The sequence below is a fragment of the Haloimpatiens massiliensis genome (assembly GCF_900184255.1).
Lineage (GTDB): Bacteria > Bacillota > Clostridia > Clostridiales > Clostridiaceae > Haloimpatiens > Haloimpatiens massiliensis.
Map to the genome: position 1 here is coordinate 2,179,538 of NZ_LT854640.1, position 24,531 is coordinate 2,204,068.

Below are 24,531 nucleotides of genomic sequence, written 5' to 3' on the forward strand. Positions count from 1 at the left end.
AATTAGTTGTCCCTTTTCAATTTTATTTATGCTCTTTTTCTTCTTCTAATAAATACGAATCCACAAGCTATTAAAACTCCGCCTATAGTTACTAACAAAGTTGCATTCATTCTACCGCCTGTTTGAACTAATTTATTATTAGAAGTTTGGCTACCTTTTTCATTTACATTATTGTTACTGCTATTGTTATTGTTGCTATTTGAAGCACCGTTAGAGCCACCATCTGCTGTATCTTTCAAACTAAACTTAATAGTTTTAGAAGAAGCATTTCCTGCTAAATCTACAGCAGTTACTATTAAAGTATAATCTCCTACTGAAGATATTCCTTTACCATCATAATTCTTTCCATTAAGTGTTACTGTAACTTTAGCTGTGTTGTCATCACATTTAACTACAGGAGTTACTTTATTATTATATACTTTACCATCCTCTACACCTGTTACTGTTATCACTGGGAAAGTCTTGTCTATAATAAAGTTAATCTTATATTCAGAAACATTTCCTGCCAAATCTACAGCTTTTACTACTAATTCATGGATGCCTTCTGTAGTAATCTTTTCTCCCTTATATGCTTTACCATCAAGAGTTGTAGTAACTTTTGCTTTTTCACTTGATGTGATTTTTGGCATAACATCTTTATTGTATAACTTTCCTTCTTCTACGCCTGTTATTGTTATTATAGGTTTAGTCTTATCAATTGTAAATTTAGCCTTATATTCAGAAGTGTTTCCTGCTAAATCTACAGCAGTTACTACTAATTCATGAATTCCCTCTGTAGTAATTTCTTCTCCTTTATATGCTTTACCATCAAGAATTGTAGTAACTTTTGCATCTTCATTACAAGATACTTTTGCTATAACATTGCTGTTATATACCTTTCCATTTTCTACACCAGTAACTTTTATTACAGGTTTTGTCTTGTCAATTGTAAAGTTAACCTTATACTCTGAAGTATTTCCTGCTAAATCCACAGCTTTTACTACTAATTCATGAGCGCCTTCTGTAGTAATTTCTTCTCCATTGTATGATTTTTTGTCAAGAGTAGAAGTTATAGTAGCAGTTTTATTAGAAGTAATTTTTGGTGTAACATTCTTATCATAAACTTTGCCATCTTCTACACCTGTTACTGAAATAACTGGTTTTTCTTTATCCACTACTACATTAATATTCTTAACAGTTTCATGACCAAATGCATCTACAGCTTTTATTTCTAAGAAAGAGTTATTAGTAACAGGAACTTCATAATCAAAAGTTCTTTCTGTTACATCATTTCCCATTTCACCATCTACAAATATATCTAGTTTTTGTTCTCCATTAACATATAGCTTGTATCCATAAGTATTGTCAGATACTTTTCCTTTAACGTTAATGGTGTCATTATTAACATATACTTTTCCATCCTCTGCAATCTTAGGAGATTCAAGTTCTATAACAGGAGCTGTAATATCGCAATCTACTTTATATGAGAAATCTTTTAGAACTGTGCCATCGAAATCCTCAGCATATATCTTTACTAAATTTCTGCCTTCCTCAAATGTAACATCCACTGAGAAAGTTAAATCTTTGTTTATCTTAACATCCTTATCATTTATCTTAAATACTTTTGGAGCATATCCTACAGAACCAGTTATAGTTAGATCTTTATAATCTACAGCCATTCTAGAGGATAAGTTATCGAATTTTAAATCAAATGATGGATTACCTTGTACAACTATTACATCTTTAACACCAACGTTAGATGCATAATCTATAGCACCTATAGATATAGAATTGTTTACATTTTCTTCTAGTGTTAAATCGCAACTATATACTCCATTTTCATCTATAGTTATTTTTGAAACATCCTGTTTCTTTCCATTTAAGTAAACCAAGCCAAATTTTCCGTCACCAGATAATTCATCAGATACTTTCCACTGTAGCTTATAATTAGACTTGTCTGATTTTGTTGCAGATATTACTTCTATAGTTGGAGCTACAGTGTCTATCTTTACTGGGATTTGAAGATGTTTTTCTTCTGCATTATCTATATCTACCTTAGTTACATAATCAATATAGTACTGACCATCTTGCACTACACCCATTTTACCTGTAGATGGATCATAAATCTTTCCATCCCACTTCCAACTCATATCCTGTCTATATCCTGGGTCATTTTGTGCTGAAATAACATTCTTTCTAATATCATTAGAAGTTGATAATTGTTTTATGAGCTTTCTATTCTTGTCTAATAATCTGATCTCCATAAACTTAGCATTTCTTAAGAATGCTAGGAATGGATATATATTATCATTTTGGTTATCACCGTTAGGAGAAATAGCAATTTTATCTTCGTCTATAATTGGATTTCCATCTTCATCTTCTCCTGTAACTCCTAAATAGTATAATGTGTCTCCATCTTCTCCTAAAGTTAACATTCTTGTTCCACCCAAATAGCTTTCTTTATCCCACATAGGCTTATCTATAACAGCCTGTTTTGACCAATTTCCATAGAAACCTATATATGGTACTACTAAATCTGGATTGTCTTTAGGTTCAGTAGATTTTAATTTAATAAAACCTTCTACAAAGCTTTCTGTTGGTAAATTATTTGGTAAATTAACTGTTACATTTACTTTTACAGTTCCATTAGCTGGTACTGTTACTGTAGGATTATCAAATGTAACCTTAGCATCCTTTATTTTTACATCATAAGACATTGCACTTGTAAACGGAAGTTTTTGCTCAGTTAAAACTCCTCCTATATCACTTAAATCAAAAGTAATAGGCTTATCCTTATAGTTCTTTAAATTCAAAGCAAAAGTTTTAGTTTTTCCTATTTCCTTTAAAGCTACTGCTGCATTGCCTCTATCGTCTTTTACTGTTACGCCATTGTTTACGGCATTTACTATTTGAACCAATCCTGCCCCTTGTCTTCTTGGAGAATAAGGAACTTGTGAATGGAATTTATCCATAATAGTTTTTGCAGTATTTATGGATGTAGTTTTTGCAAAATCCACCAATTCTTTTCCTGTTAAGCTTGGATGATTTTTCTTTACTCCTTGTAATATTAAAGCCTCAGCCCCTGATGTATGAGGTGCTGCCATGGATGTACCAGACATATTCTCATATTTATTATTATTAACGGTGGACCATATATTTCCACCTGGAGCTGATATTTCAGGTTTAAATTCTAAATTTGGAGCTGGGCCCCAAGAAGTAAAATCAGACATATCATTTTTATCTGTATTTTCTAATGAAGTCAAAGTTCCAGGGAATTTAACCTTTAATCCTGAAGAAATCTTTTCCTTAAGAGCTAAGCCATCAGCTGTTGTCATTCCTATGACTGGAATATTAACCGCTGGATCTACAAACATGCCTCCGATATAACCATCTCTATTATTGTAAATAATTATAGCCTTTGCGCCTGCTTTTTGAGCATTAACTTCTTTTTCTCCAAAAGTAAGTCCGCCCCTTTGCACTAATGCAATTTTTCCATTAACGTCCTTACCTTTAAAATCTGTTTCTTGCCCTAAACCACAATCTACCAATTCAAATTCAGATTTAAAAACTTCTGCTGGATTTAAATTATTTACTTCATAGGTATAACTTCCATTACCACTTGTACTAGTATATTCCACATTGAATAACATTATATTAGTATTCTCATAAGAAGCCACTTGTAAAGATTCTTTAGCAATACCAGGTGACCCTACTACTCCTGTGTCATATAAATCCCCAATTTTGTATGGAGCTGTGTTATATTGAGAGTTTCCTGCAGATACTACTACAACAACTCCATTTTCAGTAGCATTTTTTATTGCCTTTTGTTCAGGTTCATCTGATTCTTGAAATCCTGAATTAGAACCAAGGCTCATATTTATGACGTCTGCCCCATGTTTAACTGAATCTTCAATAGCTGCTATTATATCGTCAGAATATGCGCCACCTATTTCAGGATCATTAGCAAATACTTTCATTGCAAGTAATTGACATTCTGGTGCTACACCTTGTATAGCTTCTTTTTTATCCACTTCTGTCTTATTCCCATTAGCACCTACTATACCAGCAACGTGCATTCCATGCATATCTCCAGTATCTATTACATTATAATTTTGTTCAGCAAAATTATAACCATAAGGCACTTTGCTTGTAAAATATTTTCCAGGTCCTTCTGAGCTTTTTGATTTTATTTTTCCCTGTGAAGCATCTGTAAGTTTCATATCCTTATGTCTATAATCTATACCAGTGTCTATAATAGACACTACCATACCCTGTCCTTTATATCCATAAGATGAACTTTGAGCCTCATAAGCTTGAGTTAAACTTTTTGCTGATGTCATATCTGGATAATACTTATTAACTAGGGTTACGCTTTTTACCTCTGGTAAAGCTTTAATTTTATAGATTTCACTTTTCTTTACCATCATACTAAAGCCATTTAAAACTTTAGTATAAGTATTTCTAATTTTCGCCTCTTCTAAATCTGCAACTTTTGATTTTACAGATTTTTGTGTACTTTGTATAAAATTTAGCCCCTTATTGCCTTTTTCTAATAAAGGCTTGTCCTTTAACTGTACAATAACTCTAACTGTCTCTTCAGGCCTTATACTTAGTGGTTTGTTTTCATTCAAAACAAAATTTTTTCCGTATTTAGCCTTCATAAAGGTTTCAATGTCTTTTTCTGAATACTTAACCCTTAACGGATTATCAGATGACATTTGTGCTGAATTTGTATTTTCTTGAGCTTTTACTTCATTACTTCCAAATCCAGACACAAAGGACATTATCATCATTGATGACACGAACAATGACAATAACTTTTGATTCTTTCTTTTCATAATAACCCCCCTTTTATATTTTTTAAAATTTTTAATAAAGTTATTAACCTTATTAAAAAAATTAATCATAGTTCTAATAAGCCCCAATGAACTATATGAAAAGTTGAGTATATTTACATATACTTATTCCTTTTCCATTTATTTCTATGTAGATTCTACCATACTATTTTGTATTTTTCAATACCTGGATAATATTAATTTTATTACCATGTAAATTATTGTATATAACATGAATTAAAGTTCTAGATTTCATATAAATGTTTAACTACCTATTAAATCTAAAACTTGCTGTCCGTAAAAATGGCTACTACATTATTGCCTTTTTAATAGAATATGAAGCTATTAGAATAAATATCCATAAAGTAAATTCTATTCTTTTAAAAGTGTTAAATAAAATTATTGAAAATCAATTGTAATTTTACAGTCAAATTTACAATGCCAATAAACAAGTCATAATAAATAAAAGATGGTTAGGCATGTTTAATTACTAATTAGTTAAACAATACTTAACCATCTCTAAATTATATATTTTCTATTTTTTCAAGTTATATACTATAATGCTCACTTCAAATATAAAAAACAACACTTCATATAGTTTCTTTAAAATCTTTTTTGCAAGAATTTTTCTTCATCTTACCCTTTTTAGATTCTTTAACCTTTTTTATTTTCTCCTTTTTTGCCATGAACTCCGCTTCTTTTTTAAGTTTAATATAACTTTTATATCGTTTTTCAGATATTATACCTTTACTAATAGCTTCTTTAACAGCACAACCAGGTTCTTCATTATGAGTACAGTTTCCAAACCTACAATTAATAGTTAATTCTTCTATATCCCTAAAAGCACTTTCTATTCCATCCTCTATATCCATAATAGGAAGTTCCCTCATACCTGGGGTATCTATAACTACTCCGCCCTTAGGAATCACCAACAATTCTCTATAAGTAGTGGTATGCCTTCCTTTTCCATCACACTCTCTAATTTCTGAAACCTTCATTTTCTCATATCCAAGAAACTTATTTATAAGAGTGGATTTTCCAACACCAGATGAACCTATAAACGCCACTGTTTTCCCCTTAGTAATATAGTCCTTAACTTTATCTATACCTTCATTAGTCAAGCTACTTACCACTAATATATCTACACCAATTGCTACCTTCGAAACTTCTAGTAGTTTTTCATCTAAATCTTCACATAAATCAGCCTTTGTAAGCAGTACAATTGGCTTTGCTCCACTTTCCCATGCAGTGCTTATATATCTCTCAAGTCTTCTCAAATTAAAATTATTATTAAGAGACATGGTTATAAATACAATATCTATATTTACAGCTATTATCTGCTCATCATCTTTAGGTCCAACAGTTTTTCTTGAAAATTTGCTGTACCTTTCAAGTGTCCCATGAATTATAGCCTCTCCTTGAGAGTCCTCATCTCTATCCATAGCTACCCAATCTCCCACCGCTGGATAAGAAGCTATACTACAGGCATTATACATTATTTTACCTGAAACTCTAGCACTTATAACTCCTTTTTCTGTAATGACTTTATAATAATTTTTTTGCTCACAAGCCACTCTACCTAAATACATACCCTCATATAAACTTTTAAATTCCTTTATTATATTATCCTTCAATCCCAATTCTTTCAAATCAAATTTATTCAAATTCCATTCCTCCATATTAAAATAGTGTATTTAGGGCATAAAAATACCCTGAAGTCTTTCTTCTGCCACTCCAGGGTAATATACACAATAATGATATGAAAATTATCTGAATGAGATTTTATAACTCTTAATAATCAAAACATAAATTATTCATCAATGGATAAAACATAATTTACCCAAGGAGCAGCCCCTATGAAATTTTTCATTAATAAAAATTCTCTCATTTTTTTCATAAGACATCACTCCTTTCAAAAATTATAAAAATATCACAAATTCATTATATCACCAATATAAGTAAAAAACAACATGAAATTCATTTTCCTCCTCTTACATAGTTAGACACATTCAAATAATAACAAGTCAGTATGCTAGTCTATTTTGCATCATACTGCGTCAACAACCCACCCATAGTATCACCAAAGACGGAACCTGCTTCCTTGTCTGACACAAAATATACCAGCATCTTTGATTGTTATTTCTTTTCATGTACCTTACTATTTATTAAGTTCAATTTTAAACTTCAAGTCTTCTCTTACTTCCACATTAGAAAGATCACTTGTACAAATGCTATATTTTTCATTAGGCTTTAAGGCTTCATATACTATAGTATATTCATTAGGCTTTTCTGGGTTCATTGCTGCTAAAGGCATTTTTACTGAAACTCTTTCTCCCCTCTGATCCTTTATATAAACTTCAGAAGATTGAAGATACGGTGCTTTTCCCTTTGCTGTAAAATTAACTATAGTCTTATCATCTTCTACTTTTATATTATTCACTACAATTTTTCCTATTTTACCTTGAGAAAGTTCTTTAGGATATGCTCCATCTATGATACTGCTAACTTCTTTAAATTCATACCCCTCCTTATTTACTTTTGTAACTTCTTTACCATCTTTATAAGAACCCATTACACTGCCTTTATAAGGATTAACTTTACATGGTACAACAGTCAAATACTTAGGAATATGGTTCACTCTATTATATTCCATTTGAGATTGAAAAGTTGGCTTATTCATGTCAATGGTTCCACCGCCTATGCTCCTTGATACAATTTGTTCTCCATTATCGTCATAAATCATCCAATAGAAATAATCAAACACCCCAACATCAAAAGGTTTTTTAACACTTTCATCTTTATAATTTCCATTTACTGAAATATAAGTTCCCATGGGAGAAAAAGTAACCTTATTTACATTTACTGTACTCTGTGGAAAATCCACTTTAGTATTTGGTTTAAACGTAACACTTTCTTTATATATTTCATCCTTTGAAGTGGTAAAGGCTAAATTCCACTTTCCCTTTACATCCCCTATTTCATCTATATCAAGATTGATTTTGCATTTTTTAGGAATTTGAAATGGGCTAATACTAAGCTCTTCCTTACCAACATAAGTATAATCATCTATATATTGTCCTACACCATCTCCTGTTGATGCGAAATATTGGTTATTTATTTCTAAAAATCTCCCCAAACCAACTCCATGTAAATCTCTAATTTTTTTATCACTTTTTATAGTGTAACTTACTATTATTTTTGAATCATCCGCTATTATATCATTTAAAGTAAATGTCACTCCATTATCTTCAATACTTTTGTTTATTACCTCAGAATATTTACTATTTTCTTCATAAACACCCATATTTGCATTAAGTGCTTGTATAATAGAATTAAGGATTGGTACATCCTTTGCAAAAGATGGTGCCGCCTTTCCTACACCTATTAAACATACCAAGCTTATAGCCGCCGCTACCGAACCATACTTTAATATTGATTTTCTCTTATTATTATTAATTTTTTTATGAAGCTTTTTCTTCATTCTCTCCTTTTCAATAGTACTTACCTTTTCAGACTCATCATCAAACTCACTTTCATCTATTTCTATTTCATTAAACAATTTATATAAATCTTTCTCTTCCAATGTTAAACCATCCTTATTCATAACTATATATCTCCTTCCAAACATATAATCTTTTCCTTTAGGAATTTACGTCCTCTTGAAAGTCTTTTATCTATGGAATTTCTATTTACTCCAAAGTCCTTTGCTATATTCTCTATTTCCTCACAAAGAAAGTACCTTCTTATGAATATCTCCTTATCCTGTTGTTTCATGCAATCTATTGCTTTCATAAGTTCCTCTGTATCTTCTTTTAATACTATAGTTTCCTCTGTATTTTTATCATCACTTAAAGAATAATCATCTATACATTCAACAGTGCTATGCTTAAATAATTTTCTTTTATAATCTATAGCTTTGTATTTTGATATTGCTATTATCCAACTTTTAAAATTTCCCTTTTCTTCTTGAAAACTTTGGATATTAGTCCATATAGACCAAAATATATCATTTGCACATTCTTCCACATATTGTGAATGAAAACTTGAATTCAAAACATTATGCACAACTTTGAATACCAAATTGCTGTAATTATCCACAACAAAATCCAAAGCCTTGGGATTTCTTTTTTTCATTTGTTTTATGAAATTTTTCTCATCTACAATCATGCCTATACCTCCTTGAGAAGCTTCTCATAACATAATACGAAGGAACTTATGGTTTTCTGACATTAGTATATCAAAAAAATTAAAATACTTAGAATATATTGTGACATAACACATTGAAAAAGATCTGATCTTAATTCCGTAATAAATTTGTAATTTGGGACTGTTCACAATACGCCAAGAACTTCTAAATGTCTCACAGTTAAAGCCCCTAAAGCTTTCAAACTCACTCGTTCCTCGTTCAAACATGAAAGCTTCTTAACGGTTCTTTAACTGTAAGATATAAGAAGTTCTAAGGCTAGTTCAATAGTCCCCAATTCCACATTTATTACTACATTAAAATCAGATTTTTAGTTTAATATGTATATGTTTTGAGAGGAGATGCCTACTAAAGGATGACTTTCCTCCACTACGTTACGGAAAATCTTTAATTTATAAATGAGAAAGCGCTCATAATATTTTTTAGGCGTAGCCTTTCGTTTAGCACCTAATCTCTAATTACCAGGCTACAAATGGGTTAGTAGTAATTTTAAATTTAAAAAATAATGTAACTCTTGAAATTCATATGCGAAAGTCAAGTTCTTAACCATATCTTTGTATTTAAGCTGGCTACCGCCAATAAAAGATTTTTAAAGCGTTAAAGAGAAAAGCTAAAACTATTTCATTGAATGAAATAATTTTAGCTTTTGTCACTTTAACTTTTTATCTAATTAAAGATTTTTCGTAACATAATGGAAGAAAATCATCCTTTAGTTAGCTGTATTTTCCCATAGATAGCTTATGCATGAACCGAAAAATCACACTTTAAGGGAGTGAAAAAATTGTAATTTGGGACTATGGAACTAGCTTTAGAACTTCTTATGTTTGCAGATTTCAATTCCCGTTAAGAAACCTTCTTGTTTGAGAGACGCAAGGAGCGAGTTAAGGTTTTAGGGGATTGAAATCTGCAAACATGTAGAAGTTCTTAGCGTATTGTGATTAGTCCCAAATTACAATTTTTTCACGGACTTAAAGTGTGATTTTTCTTATAGCACTTGCTTCACAATATCCTTATACTTCCACACTATTATCTTCTAACTTCTTAAGCGCCTTCATAAACATAGCGGATATAAGCGCTACTGCTCCTAATATAAACCAAGCCTTTTGTACACTTATATACATTAAAACTTTTCCCATAACTACAGGACTTGCTATATATCCAAAGCCCATTATAAGTGGAAGTATTCCACTCATTCTTCCCCTATGAGAAATAGGAGTGTGATTAGCTATAAATGGCATAACACTTATAGATAAAATTATTTCTCCTATAGTAAACACAAAAACAGATATGAAGAAAAATATCATGCTGTTTACTAAACCAAGCATTCCAAAACCTACAGTATAAAAAATCCCTCCATATACTATACTAGTTAAATTTTCTGTTTTATTTAATATCTTTGTAATTAATGGAGTCATAATCATAACTACAATTCCATTGAAACTAGCTAAATATCCATAATATTTTGAGCCTAAAGCTCCGTAAGCCTGTGAAACTTGAAGAGGGAACATAAATCCCCATTGGTTATAAACAAAATTATATCCAAAAGTTATAATAGCAAAATACAATAAAATTTTTCTATTCCACAAAACCTTAAACATGGATCCCTCCTCTTTCTTTTCAAGTTTTCTACTTTCATCAGTTATGTCTTCTTTTGTAAGATGAATAGTTTCATTAACAAAGAAAAATATAAGTGTCAAACCAATAAGTGCTGTTAAAGCGTCCCCTATAAATACCCATTTAAGATGATTCTCAAATAAAAGTCCTCCAATTACAGGGCCTACAGCAAATCCTATATTCCAACCCATATAATCAAGAGCATAAGCTGCATTTCTATTATTTGGTTCTGTTAAATCTGCTATGATGGAATCATGTGCAGGTCCTGCAAATCCCATAACAGCACCTGCTGCCATAAGTACGTATATCATATATATACTGGGTTCCATAAATCCACACACTATATATAAAAAACAAGCTAAACCTTCAAATATAATAATCATTTTCTTTCTTCCTACAGTATCTGCAAGTTTTCCACCGATTACACCTGTTGGCATAAACAAAAGTCCTGATATGCTCATATAAAGTCCTGCAGCTTCTGTTGAAAGTCCTATCTTCTTAGTTAAAATAAGTGTCATAAGTGGTCCTACAAAGCATCCCATAGCATTTATAATTTTAGATGCAAATATTACATATATCTCTTTGGGTAATCCCTTGTATGGTTCTAAAAGCTTCTTTAAATAATTCATTATAAATTCCCCCTTTTATGCATATAAAGTTTGATAATCTTAGATTTCATCATCATGTTTTTAATAAATATCCCCGTATTAAATTTTGATGCTCACCTCTTCTCTTAACTCTATGAGTTATAACATTTAAATTGATATAAAAAAGCCCATCAGTATCACTATTTGTATACTAAAGGGCTTTATATTCCAAAATTCTATTGTTTATAAACATTGACTATTATAAAACTAAAAAACCGCTAAGCAAAAATGCTAGCGGCAATAAATTCCATATATTTTATATAAACTAAATAAATTTAAATTAATTTATAAATTATGAATTTCAGCAAATACATTTTTACTCTCTTTCAGTATACTACTATATGTAATTTTAGACGCACTTCTCCCATTAAAATTAAAATTCGCTTTTAAATTAGCATTTCCTATAACATTAGAATTTTCATATACCAAAAGTTGTAAAAACATACTTACACCTCCTTCATATTCATAATTTTATAATATTACAAAATTTATTATACTCTCTAAAATAACATTAGTAAAGTTTTTTTAATCCATTCACAAAAATTGTTTAATTATCGTACAAATCAAATAATATTCTTATAACATAATATTATTTGGATGGGTTTCACCATAGCACTTGTTCCACTTATACTCGCTTTATCTAAATTTAAACACCTATTACTTAAATTTTCTCAAAGTTATCAAATTGTACTGTTTAACTATTTTTATAAAAGTCTTTAAATGTCTTTATGAAGCTATTTTAATACTAAAATGAAGCTTAATTGCAAGAAATATTATAATAGTTAGTCGTATAATAAAATATTATGTACATATATAGTACACATGATTGAAAACGTATTCTTAGCTTCTTTCATTTGTCTAAAAAAGTAATTATTTGCACTTAAATTATTCATATCTTGTAAATCTCTATGGCCATTAGTTCAAACATAGATTTTGTTAATAATTTATTTACTTTTTGCGCCTAAATTTTTTATATTTTTTGAATTTATCTATTGATAATAATTCATTTTTCTTGTATAATTAAATTACAGTAAAGCTATTTTCATAAATGTGTGAAATGTTTAGTTTCTCCATTTAGCATTTCCCTTGAAAATTGTTTTCCTTAACAATTATTCCCCTCAAATTTCTAATTATTAGAAATTTAACCCCCTTAGGAAGCCAGAGCGTAGGGCTTCCTTTTTTTATGATCTTTTTTATAGTATCCTTTTACTTTTTTGTCAATTCTTAATCTCTAATTTCCAATACTTTAATTATTGTAATACTTTTGTAATACTTTTTTATAATTTTGTAACTCATTAAAGCTTTATATTTATTAAATTATTATAATAAGATACTTTTTAGCGCACACAGAAATCCTGTTAGGGGTTACTTATATCTTTATGAAAGTATATAATTAATATATAAATGAAATTATAAGTTTGAGGTGTTTTATAATGGTAGAAAAAATATTAGTAGTAGAAGACGAGAGCTCCATAAGAGGATTCTTAAAAATAAATTTACAAAGAAATAATTTTCAAGTTATAGAAGCTGAAACAGGAGAACAGGGCATACAAAAAGCTTTCATGGAAAGACCTCAGATAGCCTTATTAGATGTAATGCTTCCTGGAATAAATGGCTTTGAAGTTTGTAGAAAACTTAGAGAAAAATTTCCTCATATGGGAATAATAATGCTAACAGCCAAAGGTCAAGATATGGATAAAATAATGGGATTAGAATTTGGAGCTGACGACTATGTAGTTAAACCTTTTAATCCATTAGAATTAGTTTTAAGAATAAAAGCCCTTTTAAGAAGAATTGAAGAAAAAGATGGCGATATCAAAGATAACACTATAATAGAGTTCTATCCTTTTAAATTAGATACTTATTCTCAAAAAGCTTACAAAAATGGATTAGAACTAGATTTAACTCCTAAAGAATATATGATTTTAAAAATATTTATTGAAAACCCCGGCAAGGCATTTAGCCGAGACGAATTATTAAATACAATTTGGGGGTTAGATTTTATAGGCGATACAAAAATCGTAGATGTAAATATAAGACGTCTCAGAACAAAAATAGAAGAATGTTCCTCCAATCCTAAATATATAGAAACTGTATGGGGAACAGGTTATAGGTGGAATAAAAATGAACAGCATTAAAAAACGTCTTAGTTTAAATTTTCTAACTGTAATTTTTATAACTGTAGCCATATTTGAAACGCTTATTATAAGTGGTACTAAACAATATTATTATAAAAACATAGAGGACTCACTTACTAATCAAGTAAAAATCTCCTCTGAATTTTATACAAAATATTTTTCAAATTCATCTTTAAAGGAAAATGTTCAAGAAAATGTAGATGCGTTTTGGAAACAAACTTCAGCTCAAGTTCAAATAATAGATGAAAAAGGAAATATACTAATGGATTCTATAGGTGTAATTCCTTCTGAAATAATTAATGATGAATCCTTTAAAAGTGCTCTTGATGGTAACCTAGGGAAATGGCATGGTAATGTACCCTATTCTAAGCATAAAGTATTTTCTGTAACCTACCCTTTAAAATCCAATAATAAAATAGTAGGTGCCCTTAGATTTATAACTTCTTTGGCACCCGTGGACAAAGAAATTTTTGCTATATCAATGATTCTATCCGCTATTGGATTTATTACTTTGTTTACAGCCCTAGTTGTAAGTATATTTATGTCTAATACAATAGTAGGACCTATAAAAAGCTTAACAGATGTAGCACAAAAAATGGCTGGTGGAGACTTAAAAGTACGTAATACTAAGATATATGACGATGAGGTTGGTAAACTTTCCGATACCCTAAATTACATGGCAGATGAAATACTAAAAAAAGAACAGCTAAAGAATGAATTTATATCGTCTGTCTCCCACGAACTAAGAACTCCCTTGACTTCTATAAAGGGTTGGGCTATAACCTTAAAAACTGATGAATTAGATGATAAAAACCTTATAAGGGATGGCCTTCAAATAATAGAAGAAGAAAGTGAACGTCTTACTAACATGGTAGAAGAACTTTTAGATTTTTCAAAATTTGTATCTGGTAAAATTACTTTAAATAAAGAAATGGTAGATATTAATATATTGCTAGAATACATTAGAAAACAAATGAGTCCTCGTGCTAATAGAGATAATATTAATTTTATAGTTAAAAAAATTGAGAATGTTCCAACTGTAGCTATGGATCCTAATAGAATAAAGCAGGTACTTTTAAATCTTATAGATAATGCTTTTAATTTCACACCAGAAGGTGGTACAGTAACAGTTTGGACAGAAATTCAAAATAAATATCTAATACTTCATGTGGACGACACTGGCTATGGCATAAGTGAAGATGATCTTCCAAAAATTAAAGAAAAATTTTACAAAGGTAAAAGTAGCAAATCTAAAAATGGAATAGGATTATCTATATGCGATGAGATAATAAAGCTACATAATGGATTTTTCATCATAACCAGTGAGCTTAATATTGGAACAAACATTTCTGTTAAGCTTCCAATAGAAATTTAATTTCGAAAAAATACACAGGGAGATAATATACAATGAAGAAAAAGGAAGTACTTATACCTATTTTAATAATCATATTATTACTAGGGTTTTTTACACAATCTTGTAAATTTCCCAACATTAATCCCAAGGAAAAAATAACTGCGCCTAAAAACAAGCTTATTCCTATACAAGGAACTTGGAAAGTGGTGGATTATAAAACTCCTAATAAAAATATTAAACCTAATAAATCTACTATAGGAAAAACAGCAGAATTCAATGAAAAAGGAGCTATATTTTCAGATGAAGCTTGTAAATATCCTAAATATAAAGTTAAAGTAGTAAACGCCGTTGACTATTTATTTTATAACTATAAAGTAGTACCAAAGGATTTAGGTATAAAAAAAGATAAAATAGAAATTATTTCTGTAACCTGTAATGAGAATCTTTTCTATGATTTTATACTTATAGATAAAAATAAACTTTTAATTTATATGGATGAAACATTCTTTATACTACAAAAAATTTCTGACGACACTAAAAATGTAGAAAAAATACAAAATAACACTACTTATAAAAATAAAAATGTCAGTGAAGATTCTCAGCTTAATTCAGGAGTTTTCATTGGACTTCGCTCTGAAAGTTCAGATATATCAAATTCTCCTTCAACTTATAGAACAATCTGGATTTCATCAAAAGATAAAAAAACAACTAATATTTTAGAACACAAAGGAATATTTTTTCCTAGAAAAACTGGTTTTTGGTCTATAGATGTAAATAGAATTTCAACAAAAGGTATTATAGAAGATGCTATAGACTCTCATACAGTAGATGGTAGTGATAATAAAAACTCTAAACTGATTAAACTTCCTTTTAAAAGTTCTAAACAAAATTTATTTAGAAATATTTTATTTATATCTAATGATTATATAGGCACTGAATATTCCATAGGCTCTGTGTATAATAATACTTTAAATAAACTTCAAGTACTACCAGTAGATAACTTAGAAAATAAAAAAGGAATAAAAATATCTGACCTAGTGGGCAACATAGGCTCTGGAATTTTAAAAGATAGTATAAATTCTTTTTTATCTGTACGTAGTGACAAAAAACAAGCTTTTCAACAACAAATTATTGATGAAGAAAACTTTAGGTTATCCAGAAGAAATGGTCATTGGATTATGATGGGAAGATTGAATTCTACTGAAAATCAAAATGACTATATAGATTTTGACTTAAACGTTTTTCCTCCTAAGAAACTTTTAACTTACGATGAATTATCCTTGTCTTGGAGTGATGTAAAAAACAATATTCCTAGTGCCACAGATGTATTTACTTCACCAAATGGAGATATAGCCCTAGTAGTTTCTAGAAACAATCTTTATATTTACTCTATAGAAAACAGAACTCTATCTTCAGAGGCCATAGAAGAAATCCCTATTAAGGGGAATGAATCAATAATCATGGCAGAGTGGGCTACTGGAGACTATGTAGAAAAATGGACTCAAAGCTTTAGGGACTTTATAAAAAGTGAAAAAAGTAAAAAATGATTAAAAGCTAGAGTATTCCTTTTATAAGAATAACTCTAGCTTTTTTAATTGCAAATTACTAATCTTCTTTTATCTAGCCCTCTAGCACACTGATAAACTAGTCCACTAAAAACATAAATTACTTCTCAATTTATGCTTGTTTCACCCCTACTATTTTGTATACCTGCTCCATATCTAGATTTTCTCTAACTATATCTGCTAATTTATCTAGTTCCTTTTCCCTTAAGCTTTCATATTCATTAACAACTTTATGCTGTAATCCTTTTTTCATTCTCAAGGTATTTACCACATAATCCCTAAAGCTTAATCCATCAAAAACTCCGTGTATATATGTACCCATTACATTCCCTTTATCATTTATAGCCCCATCAAATACATCTACCTTTTCTCCATTTCTATCCTTTATTTTGAAAAGCGGCTTGCACCCCTCACCATAGGAGCTTATGCCCATGTGTATCTCATAGCCATAGACCGTTTTGTCTGTAATTTTGTGTCCTTCCAATTCCTGTAGAAGTTCCGCATTTACCCTAGTGGTAACCTTCTCCTTTTCAAATGTAGTAGTCATATTCAAAAGTCCCATGCCCTTTACTTCCTTTACCGCTGTCTCCACTTCATATGGATCTTTAAGCAAATCCCCTAGCATTTGATATCCTCCACATATGCCTATGACCATTCCAGTTTCACTGTACTTTTTAATTTTATCTTCTAGTCCATTTTTTCTTAAAGAAATCAAGTCTTCTATAGTATTCTTACTTCCTGGTATTATTAAAAGATCTGGATTTCCAAACTCTTCTATCGTTTCAACAAATCTTACTGAAACATCCTCTTCATTTTTAAGTGCATCTAAATCTGTAAAGTTTGATATATGTGGAAGCTTAATTACAGCCACATCAATATCTCCTTTAATTTCTTTGTTGAAACTTACAGCTCCATCTTCATCTTCTAGTGCTAACCTAAAATGTGGAATCACGCCAAAGCATGGTATTTTTATTATATCTTCTAACATATTAAGGCCAGGTTTTAATATTTCCACGTCTCCTCTAAATTTATTTATTATAGTTCCTTTTACTCTCTTTCTCTCTTCATCATTAAGAAGAAGCATCGTTCCTGCCAGTGAAGCAAAAACTCCCCCCTTATCTATATCTCCTACTAAAAGTACAGGAGCATCTATAAGCTCCGCCATACCCATATTGACTATATCTCTATCTCTTAAATTTATCTCAGCAGGGCTACCAGCACCTTCCATTACCACTATGTCAAACTCTTCCTCTAATTCTTCAAAATGCTCTTTTAACATATCTTTAAATTCCAATTTCATGTTATGGTATTCCATAGCGGTACTATTTCCATAGACCTTACCATTAACTATTATCTGACACTTTTTATCAGATGTAGGTTTTAAAAGAATAGGATTCATATATACTTCTGGTTCAAGTCCTGCAGCATAAGCCTGGAGTACCTGTGCCCTCCCCATTTCCTTTCCGTCTAATGTTATGTATGAATTTAAAGACATATTTTGTGATTTAAACGGACAAACCTTATATCCATCTTGCTTAAATATTCTACATAAAGCTGCTACTAATATACTCTTACCTACTGAAGATGCTGTTCCCTGAATCATTATTTTAGCCATAAATTTTCCCCCTCTATTAGTTTGTTTATAATTTGATGTTAAAACTTAATTATATTACCTAGCTATTCTCTATTTACAACTCTCACTTGTATTTTTAACTTCTACTACAAAATAAATTTAAATATGATTTTTATATTTTTAAATCTTTATAAAGATTATGGATTTCTTATATTAAAAATTTACGTCATTAGGTACATGAAAATAAATAACAAGTCAAAGATGCTGGTATATTTTGTGTCAGACAAGGAAGCAGGTTCCGCCGCTAGTAGAACTATCGGTGGGTTCTGCTGACGCAGTATGACGCAAAATAGATTAGCATACTGACTTGTTATTTATTTCAATGTGCCTTACATTTCAAATTCTTATATACTTTTCACTCTTTCTAATTTTTATATTAACAATTTACCCTTGATATTGCAATACTTTGTAAAGTATCTATATCTGCTATATTATACTTAACTACTTCACTTGCTTACACTTTTCCTTTAAACATTAGATTATCAAATAGCTTAAATTTATTTACAATACTCTGTAAATTTTCTGTAACACATATTTCTGTTATTTATTGTATTATTAATGTAGTATATTTGAATTTATTAATAAATTGTTTTAAAATAGTAATTAAGATTAAACTTTATCGAGGTGATTAACATGTATAGTAAAAAATTAGCTAAGTTAACACTTCCTTTAGCCTTTTGCTTTATTTTATCTATTGGAGGCATTTTTATGCCTACTAATTATAAAACAGCAAATGCATTTGGAACTAAAATTTCTATAGAAAATTTAATAGAATTTTTAAATATATCTTTTCCTTCTAAGGACAACAAAAAATCTTCTCATATAAAAGCTTCTTCTTATTCAATAAATGAAGATATTAATGGGGATGGAGAGAAAGAACTTATTATATGGAATCACGATACTAGAGATGCGTACAAAGTAGAAGTATTAAAGAAAAATGGTTCTGACTATGTGGACGACCCTCTAATGTATCCTTATTATTTTCAAAACGTAGTTAACTACTATAAAGCTCAAATTAAAAAACCCTATAATAGCAAGAGCCCTATAATGTGGTATTATCTAAGTGACGCTGAACTAAAGATAAATAATCCCAAAGAAGCACTTCTTTCTATTGAACAAGGAATATCTAATCTTAAAAATAACGATAGCGTCTTATATGGAATGTTTTTATCTCTTAGAGGAGAAGCTTTAAGACGCCTCGGTGATTATGAAGCTGCCTTAAAAAGCTTAGATAAAGCCATGAGTTCACTAGTATCATCTAAATTTAGTGACAATGAAAGTATTATAAATACTTATTTTTATATTGGGAAAACTCTAGATTCCATTGGTTATGATGAAGTTCAAAAAGAATATTACACAGCCGCCTTATCTCTTTCAGCAAAAGAATATGGTGCTAATTCTAAAAATTATAATAAAATAACCTATAAAATTCAAAGAAGATTAAACAAAATATCATGCACTCCTAAAGTAAGCGGACAAAAACTGGTTAAATAATGAATAAGTATAAATTCACACAAATTTATAAATTTATAATAAAGCATGCATAACATTTTGAAGGAAAGTTAACTTATTAAAAACCTATAGGATTGTGAAAAATGAAAAAGCACCCTTTTAGGGTGTTCTTGTTGTGCAATCTATTTCATTAATATTAAAATTAAGGCATAGAAATACTTCATAATCTCCATGCCCTTAAAATTATTATCATAAAAAGCTGTTTACAAATTTTTTTACACTCTCATTAAAAATAATTAGCCGTGCCCTATTTTATTTATATATATTCATTTATATTTCAATTCTATTTTTTCTATTATAACTCATTACAATAACTTCATTACAACTATTGTCTTTTCTTACTAAATAAACTTCCTATAAAACTATCTATACTAAATTTCACATTGCTCTTTCTTCTAAACCTTTTATTATAATCTTTAAAATTCCAAATTTCTAAAAATCTTTTCCCTGCATAATATCCTGCTGTATATAATGCTGCAGCTTTCTCTTTAGTAATATTGAACTCTGTTGATTCTACACCATCCACAGGAATAAATACAGTTCTGGCAACATCCCTTTCACTGAGTTCTTTGTATATAGAGTATTCACTCATAGTACTAGCTATATCAAATAAAAAGGACATAGGATCATTCTTGCCTTTTGAAGTCAAGCTTTCTTCCTTCTCTTTTGTTTTAAACTTGAATCCTATTATAGGCGTTTTCATATTATCCGTGTCAAATATATTTATGGGATAATTACAAGTAACTCCTCCATCTACCATATAACTAATTTCATTCTTATATTTAAACTCCACTGGCTTAAAGTAAAGAGGTATGCTTATGCTCATTCTCACAGCCTTAGCCACTGAAAATTCTCCTGGTTCTTCTCCATAATCCACCAAATCATCCGGAAGAACCACTTTTCTCTTTAAAGTTATATCCGAGGTTATAACCCTTAGCTTACTCTCTCCATTTTCCATAACATCTTTAAATTTAACTATACCTTTTTTCTCTAAAAGCTCTTTTATCCAGTTTTCAAAATAATCCCCCGAATATATACCCTTATCTCTAAAAATCCCTAATGCCGCTCCAAATAATGGTATTTTATTAACAGAATCTTTATCTAAGAATTTTATAAAATCCATTTCGGACAATATCTTCTCTAATTCCTTAGCTTTATATCCTGCTATTACAAGTGCTGCTATAATAGCTCCTACAGAAGTTCCTGCTGCCCTTTGCCATATATAATTATGTTCCTCAAAGCTCTTAAGAGCTCCTACTATGCCTATTCCTCTTATGCCTCCACCTTCAAAAACAGCCTCTGCTTTTATAAAGCTATTCATCTATATCCCTCTCCTATGCTTTTTATTATTATTATACAGCATTTTTCTTATAAATGTACAAACTATCGAATAAGCCGGTATAATTTAGTTAAACTACTTTATTAATAATTTCACAAATTTATCAATTCATTTTTATCTACCACTAAGACTCTCCCCCTATCTATTAAACGTAACTACATCACCCATTAGTGTTATTTCATCCTCATCTAATACAATTCCTCCAGTGTTTTTAATAGCATAAATACTATCTGTTTTTTCTTTTAATACCCGCTCTATGCACTTGTTTTGTATATGATTATCTTCATAATGTACTTCAATGTAAAAATTCTTTTTTATTAATCCCAGCCCTTCGCAATATTTAAATTCTGGATTGCCCTCATCTGTCGATATATAATAATTTTTAAGTTGCATTAAAGCTCCTGCGCTTGATCCAATAATTACTTTACCCTTCTCTATGCTGTGAAGTAAACCCTTTTCTAAAACACGTTCAACTGCATTTTCAGTATCACCACCTGTTAAGAATAAAATATCACTACTTTCTATAATTTTCTTCATCTCCTCAACAGTATGCTGAAAATAGTTAATCCATATAATATTTTCTTCACTAATTCCTAAATCTACAAAAGGCCCAACTGTTTCTCTGTAGTACTTACCATTATTTTTGTTGTACATATTCTGCCAATCCATATCATTACTTATCCCTTTACCAAATGAAAATGGAATAATTGCAACTTTATCATTACAATTTATATATTTTCTCATTGTATCTCTAGCCCATTCTTCATTAAAATTATACTGACTTAATAATGTATTTACCATTTTAATCCTCCCATTAAGTAAAATCCTATATTATATACCCTTATATCCTTGAATTCATATTTGCAAAATCATAAGATTATTGCAAATAACTATATTTATGATTTTGCCACAAAAAGCATTACATTACCTGAATTATACCTTTTTTTGGGTTAATCATATTTATTTTTAATTTTTGTTCCTTGGTGAAAAATCATCTGCCACCTATTATCAACAAGTTTCCATATGGAACTTCTCATGGCCTTCGCTTCATCTCCAATGCCTATAATAGTCGAATAAGTAATCAAAACAACATCCTTTGATAAAATTTTACCTTTAAAGTCATATGCCTTTATTTCTATTGGTTTTGAATTAGGTATACCTTCTAAAACATCTTTTTTATCACATACAAAACCTGATGAACAAAACTCAATAAATTCATCTGCTATCAATCTATCTAACTCTTCTCTAGATGCTCGTATTTCTGACTTGAGTGATTTTTTCTCAAGGTCTATTACTTCTTTTAACATGTCATTATCATTTATCATATGTCTGCGTCTCTCCTTCTTATAAATATATAAATTAAATATTAAATCCCTATTTACTATCTTAAAAATTACTTAACTGTCACCTATCTTACCCTCTATTTTCTGCCTTACTTATCTTTTATATCTTTCTGTATTCTCTTATTTGCCTGTTTCTACGCATATTATTCCATATAAACATTTTTATGGCTACACTAATTTTGTAAAATCAATATTGTCTGCTTTTTTAACAGTAATTAACTTGTCTTCATATTGGTTCAGCATTTCTTGAAAATTCACTCTATTTTTTTCAAAATCCCTAGTCCATTTATACATTAGTTTTAACATTTTTAAATCTGATTTGTAATGACATTTCTCTATTTTAAGTTGCTGCTTCACATAACGTAATAAAATACGACATTTTCGTTTCCAAAGTGGGGTATCAAGGAAAATTATTTTATCAGCCATATGAAATAATAAGTGACAACTTTCTCTATAAGTACCTTCTATAATCCAATCTCCTAATCTATCAATATTTTTAATGACCTCCACTTGTTGCTCCGGGGTTCGCTTATATCTACCTTTATCAGTTTTATGCCAAACGATACAATCCAACTCATAATGAGGAATTTTTAATTTTTTTGATAATTCCTTAGCTAAAGTAGTTTTTCCACTTGCCACTATCCCGATTATATATATCTTGCTCAACATCTTCACCTCAATGAATACACTAAATTTCTTATAGTATCTTTACTCAAGATTATAATTCAAATAAATTTTCTCTAACATAAAGTCTGCAAAATCAACTAATGATTGGGGATTATAATTAAATTTAGTTGTATTTTCATAGGATGATAAAGCTTCTTTTATAATATCAACGTACTCCTTCTGTAAAGAAACATTAGAATACACCCATTCGCCTCCTTCTTTTTTAGAACATATTGCCCCTTCCTTAAGATAATATAAAACCCTGCAAAGATTTAGAATGGTATACACGGGTAAATTAAGTATTTGTGATTTTGCATTATCTACATCATAAAGAATTGATTTAAAATAGTATTTTGGAGGAACAGGCTCAAATACATCCTTTATAGACTTCCCAAAAATACAAATGCCCCTTGCAATAGTAACCGTAATATGCGCAGCTAAATCTGGGTCTTGTCCATCTTCACACATATAACTATAGTCGTTTTCATATTTTTCCTTATGAACATTTGAATAATGTAAAATAAATGGCGTAGGATATCTAAAATGTTTTACATCATCTTCTAATAAAATACTCATTTCAAGCCCCTTATGTGGTCCCTTCTTAGACAGCTTCAATAAAATATCTATTAACTGCCTTTTAGTATTAAAATTTATTCTTTCCTTTATTACAACTAATAAATCAATATCACTTACATCAGGATTAAAACAATTCATTGCTAAAGACCCATGAATATAAATACCTATAAGATTATCCTGTAAAATATCATGGTAACTTTCAATAATACTATCCAATATATTTTCTACAGATTTCACTATTCATCCATCCTCAATTTCATTATTTAAATTAATCTTTTTACATTCTCTATAATCCCTTAATAATATTTAATAATTGTTTTCAACTATTACTTAATGCGCTTGCTTTTAGGTATAAACTCGTATCCATAAAAAACTTTTAGTACCTCATTGGGTATAATTGGACCTATGATCTCTATTTTCTTGTGTCCTGTATTAATTATGCTATTACAACTTGGTTTTGGTTTTCCTCCACTAATTTCTTGGAGCATATTCTGAGATACACTGAATATAACTTTAGAAATTTTTGGTCATTTTCTTCATGCTTCTCTTTTCTTTCCTATCCATTCTCTTTTTAATAATCCATATAGTATATGATTCACATATCTATCATTTAGCCATTCAGCATCTCTAATTATTCCTTCTTCTGTAAAACCGTACTTTTTAGGAAGTGCTCTGCTTTTTAAATTTTCTTCTGCAATAGTGATTTCAATTTTATTTAATTCCATTTCTTTAAATCCATAGTCAAGAAATACTTTTAAAGCTTTTGTCATTATTCCTTTCCCTTGGTATTCCTGTCCAAGCCAATATCCAATAGATACAGCTCCTCTACTCTTGTCCACATTATAATAACCTATCAATCCTGCAAACTTCCCTTTAAAAATAATTATTGCTTTAAATCCCTCATCTGAAACATATTGCCTTTGAGCTTCTTCTATAAAAGACATTATATCATCTACTGATTTAGTTTCTATTACCCAAGGCAGCCACCTTTTTAAATGTTCTCTACTATTATCAATTAATTTATAAAAGCGCTCAGCATCCTGTTTATTAGGCAGCTTTAACTCAATATCATTGTCTACTATATATTTGAACATACTTCCACCCCATTTCTAAACATAAATAATAT

The 24,531-nt window shown here is 29.7% G+C and carries 17 protein-coding genes; 4 read left to right on the plus strand and 13 right to left on the minus strand.

Annotated elements, in window-relative coordinates:
- Nucleotides 1-26 precede the first annotated feature (26 nt).
- The 6 genes from C1715_RS20150 to C1715_RS19585 form a co-directional block, all read right to left on the minus strand.
- On the minus strand, nt 27-4,817 hold the full coding sequence (locus C1715_RS20150) for a S8 family serine peptidase (RefSeq protein ID WP_180964141.1): 4,791 nt from the start codon (nt 4,815-4,817) through the stop codon (nt 27-29).
- A 587-nt stretch (nt 4,818-5,404) separates the two neighbouring features.
- The gene (gene rsgA, locus C1715_RS18280; protein ID WP_102401770.1) at nt 5,405-6,478 is read right to left on the minus strand and encodes a ribosome small subunit-dependent GTPase A; all 1,074 of its coding nucleotides are present in this window, start codon (nt 6,476-6,478) and stop codon (nt 5,405-5,407) included.
- 494 nt (nt 6,479-6,972) lie between these two features.
- A complete protein-coding gene (locus C1715_RS18285; protein ID WP_102401771.1) occupies nt 6,973-8,418 on the minus strand; it encodes a DUF4179 domain-containing protein in 1,446 nt (481 codons plus the stop codon).
- Between the two features lie 2 nt (nt 8,419-8,420).
- On the minus strand, nt 8,421-8,981 hold the full coding sequence (locus C1715_RS18290) for a sigma-70 family RNA polymerase sigma factor (protein WP_102401772.1): 561 nt from the start codon (nt 8,979-8,981) through the stop codon (nt 8,421-8,423).
- Between the two features lie 1,047 nt (nt 8,982-10,028).
- Nucleotides 10,029-11,261 (minus strand): MFS transporter, encoded by a 1,233-nt coding sequence (locus C1715_RS18295; protein ID WP_102401773.1) that lies wholly within the window; start codon nt 11,259-11,261, stop codon nt 10,029-10,031.
- Between the two features lie 303 nt (nt 11,262-11,564).
- Entirely contained in the window at nt 11,565-11,723 is a 159-nt protein-coding gene (locus C1715_RS19585; RefSeq protein WP_180964142.1) for a hypothetical protein, read from the minus strand.
- 989 nt (nt 11,724-12,712) lie between these two features.
- Between C1715_RS19585 and C1715_RS18300 the strand changes: the two genes are divergently transcribed.
- Genes C1715_RS18300 through C1715_RS18310 form a run of 3 tightly spaced genes read left to right on the plus strand, consistent with a single transcriptional unit; the run spans nt 12,713 to nt 16,318 of the window.
- Nucleotides 12,713-13,417 (plus strand): response regulator transcription factor, encoded by a 705-nt coding sequence (locus C1715_RS18300; protein WP_102401774.1) that lies wholly within the window; start codon nt 12,713-12,715, stop codon nt 13,415-13,417.
- Complete coding sequence (locus C1715_RS18305; protein ID WP_102401775.1) at nt 13,398-14,792, plus strand: sensor histidine kinase; 1,395 nt, start codon at nt 13,398-13,400, stop codon at nt 14,790-14,792. Before C1715_RS18300 ends, C1715_RS18305 begins: the two co-directional genes overlap by 20 nt.
- A gap of 32 nt (nt 14,793-14,824) precedes the next feature.
- Nucleotides 14,825-16,318: a hypothetical protein gene (locus C1715_RS18310; protein WP_102401776.1), complete on the plus strand. Its 1,494-nt coding sequence runs from the start codon at nt 14,825-14,827 to the stop codon at nt 16,316-16,318.
- Between the two features lie 130 nt (nt 16,319-16,448).
- Here C1715_RS18310 and C1715_RS18315 read toward each other — a convergent pair whose 3' ends face one another.
- Nucleotides 16,449-17,951, minus strand: coding sequence for a cobyric acid synthase (locus tag C1715_RS18315; protein ID WP_102401777.1), 1,503 nt, complete (start codon nt 17,949-17,951; stop codon nt 16,449-16,451).
- A gap of 726 nt (nt 17,952-18,677) precedes the next feature.
- On the opposite strand from C1715_RS18315, the gene C1715_RS18320 reads away from it, so the two are divergent.
- On the plus strand, nt 18,678-19,463 hold the full coding sequence (locus tag C1715_RS18320; RefSeq protein WP_180964143.1) for a tetratricopeptide repeat protein: 786 nt from the start codon (nt 18,678-18,680) through the stop codon (nt 19,461-19,463).
- A 343-nt stretch (nt 19,464-19,806) separates the two neighbouring features.
- Here the strand turns inward: C1715_RS18320 and C1715_RS18325 are convergent, their stop codons facing one another.
- The 6 genes from C1715_RS18325 to C1715_RS18350 all read right to left on the minus strand — a co-directional run bounded on the left by C1715_RS18325 (nt 19,807) and on the right by C1715_RS18350 (nt 24,499).
- The gene (locus tag C1715_RS18325; protein WP_102401779.1) at nt 19,807-20,802 is read right to left on the minus strand and encodes a patatin-like phospholipase family protein; all 996 of its coding nucleotides are present in this window, start codon (nt 20,800-20,802) and stop codon (nt 19,807-19,809) included.
- Nucleotides 20,803-20,958: 156 nt separating this feature from the next.
- On the minus strand, nt 20,959-21,621 hold the full coding sequence (locus C1715_RS18330) for a Type 1 glutamine amidotransferase-like domain-containing protein (RefSeq protein WP_102401780.1): 663 nt from the start codon (nt 21,619-21,621) through the stop codon (nt 20,959-20,961).
- Nucleotides 21,622-21,770: 149 nt separating this feature from the next.
- Nucleotides 21,771-22,145 (minus strand): nuclear transport factor 2 family protein, encoded by a 375-nt coding sequence (locus C1715_RS18335; protein WP_102401781.1) that lies wholly within the window; start codon nt 22,143-22,145, stop codon nt 21,771-21,773.
- 186 nt (nt 22,146-22,331) lie between these two features.
- Entirely contained in the window at nt 22,332-22,802 is a 471-nt protein-coding gene (locus C1715_RS18340; protein WP_242971999.1) for a P-loop NTPase family protein, read from the minus strand.
- Nucleotides 22,803-22,871: 69 nt separating this feature from the next.
- The gene (locus C1715_RS18345) at nt 22,872-23,642 is read right to left on the minus strand and encodes an aminoglycoside adenylyltransferase domain-containing protein (protein ID WP_102401782.1); all 771 of its coding nucleotides are present in this window, start codon (nt 23,640-23,642) and stop codon (nt 22,872-22,874) included.
- A gap of 299 nt (nt 23,643-23,941) precedes the next feature.
- The gene (locus C1715_RS18350; protein ID WP_102401783.1) at nt 23,942-24,499 is read right to left on the minus strand and encodes a GNAT family N-acetyltransferase; all 558 of its coding nucleotides are present in this window, start codon (nt 24,497-24,499) and stop codon (nt 23,942-23,944) included.
- Nucleotides 24,500-24,531: the final 32 nt, after the last annotated feature.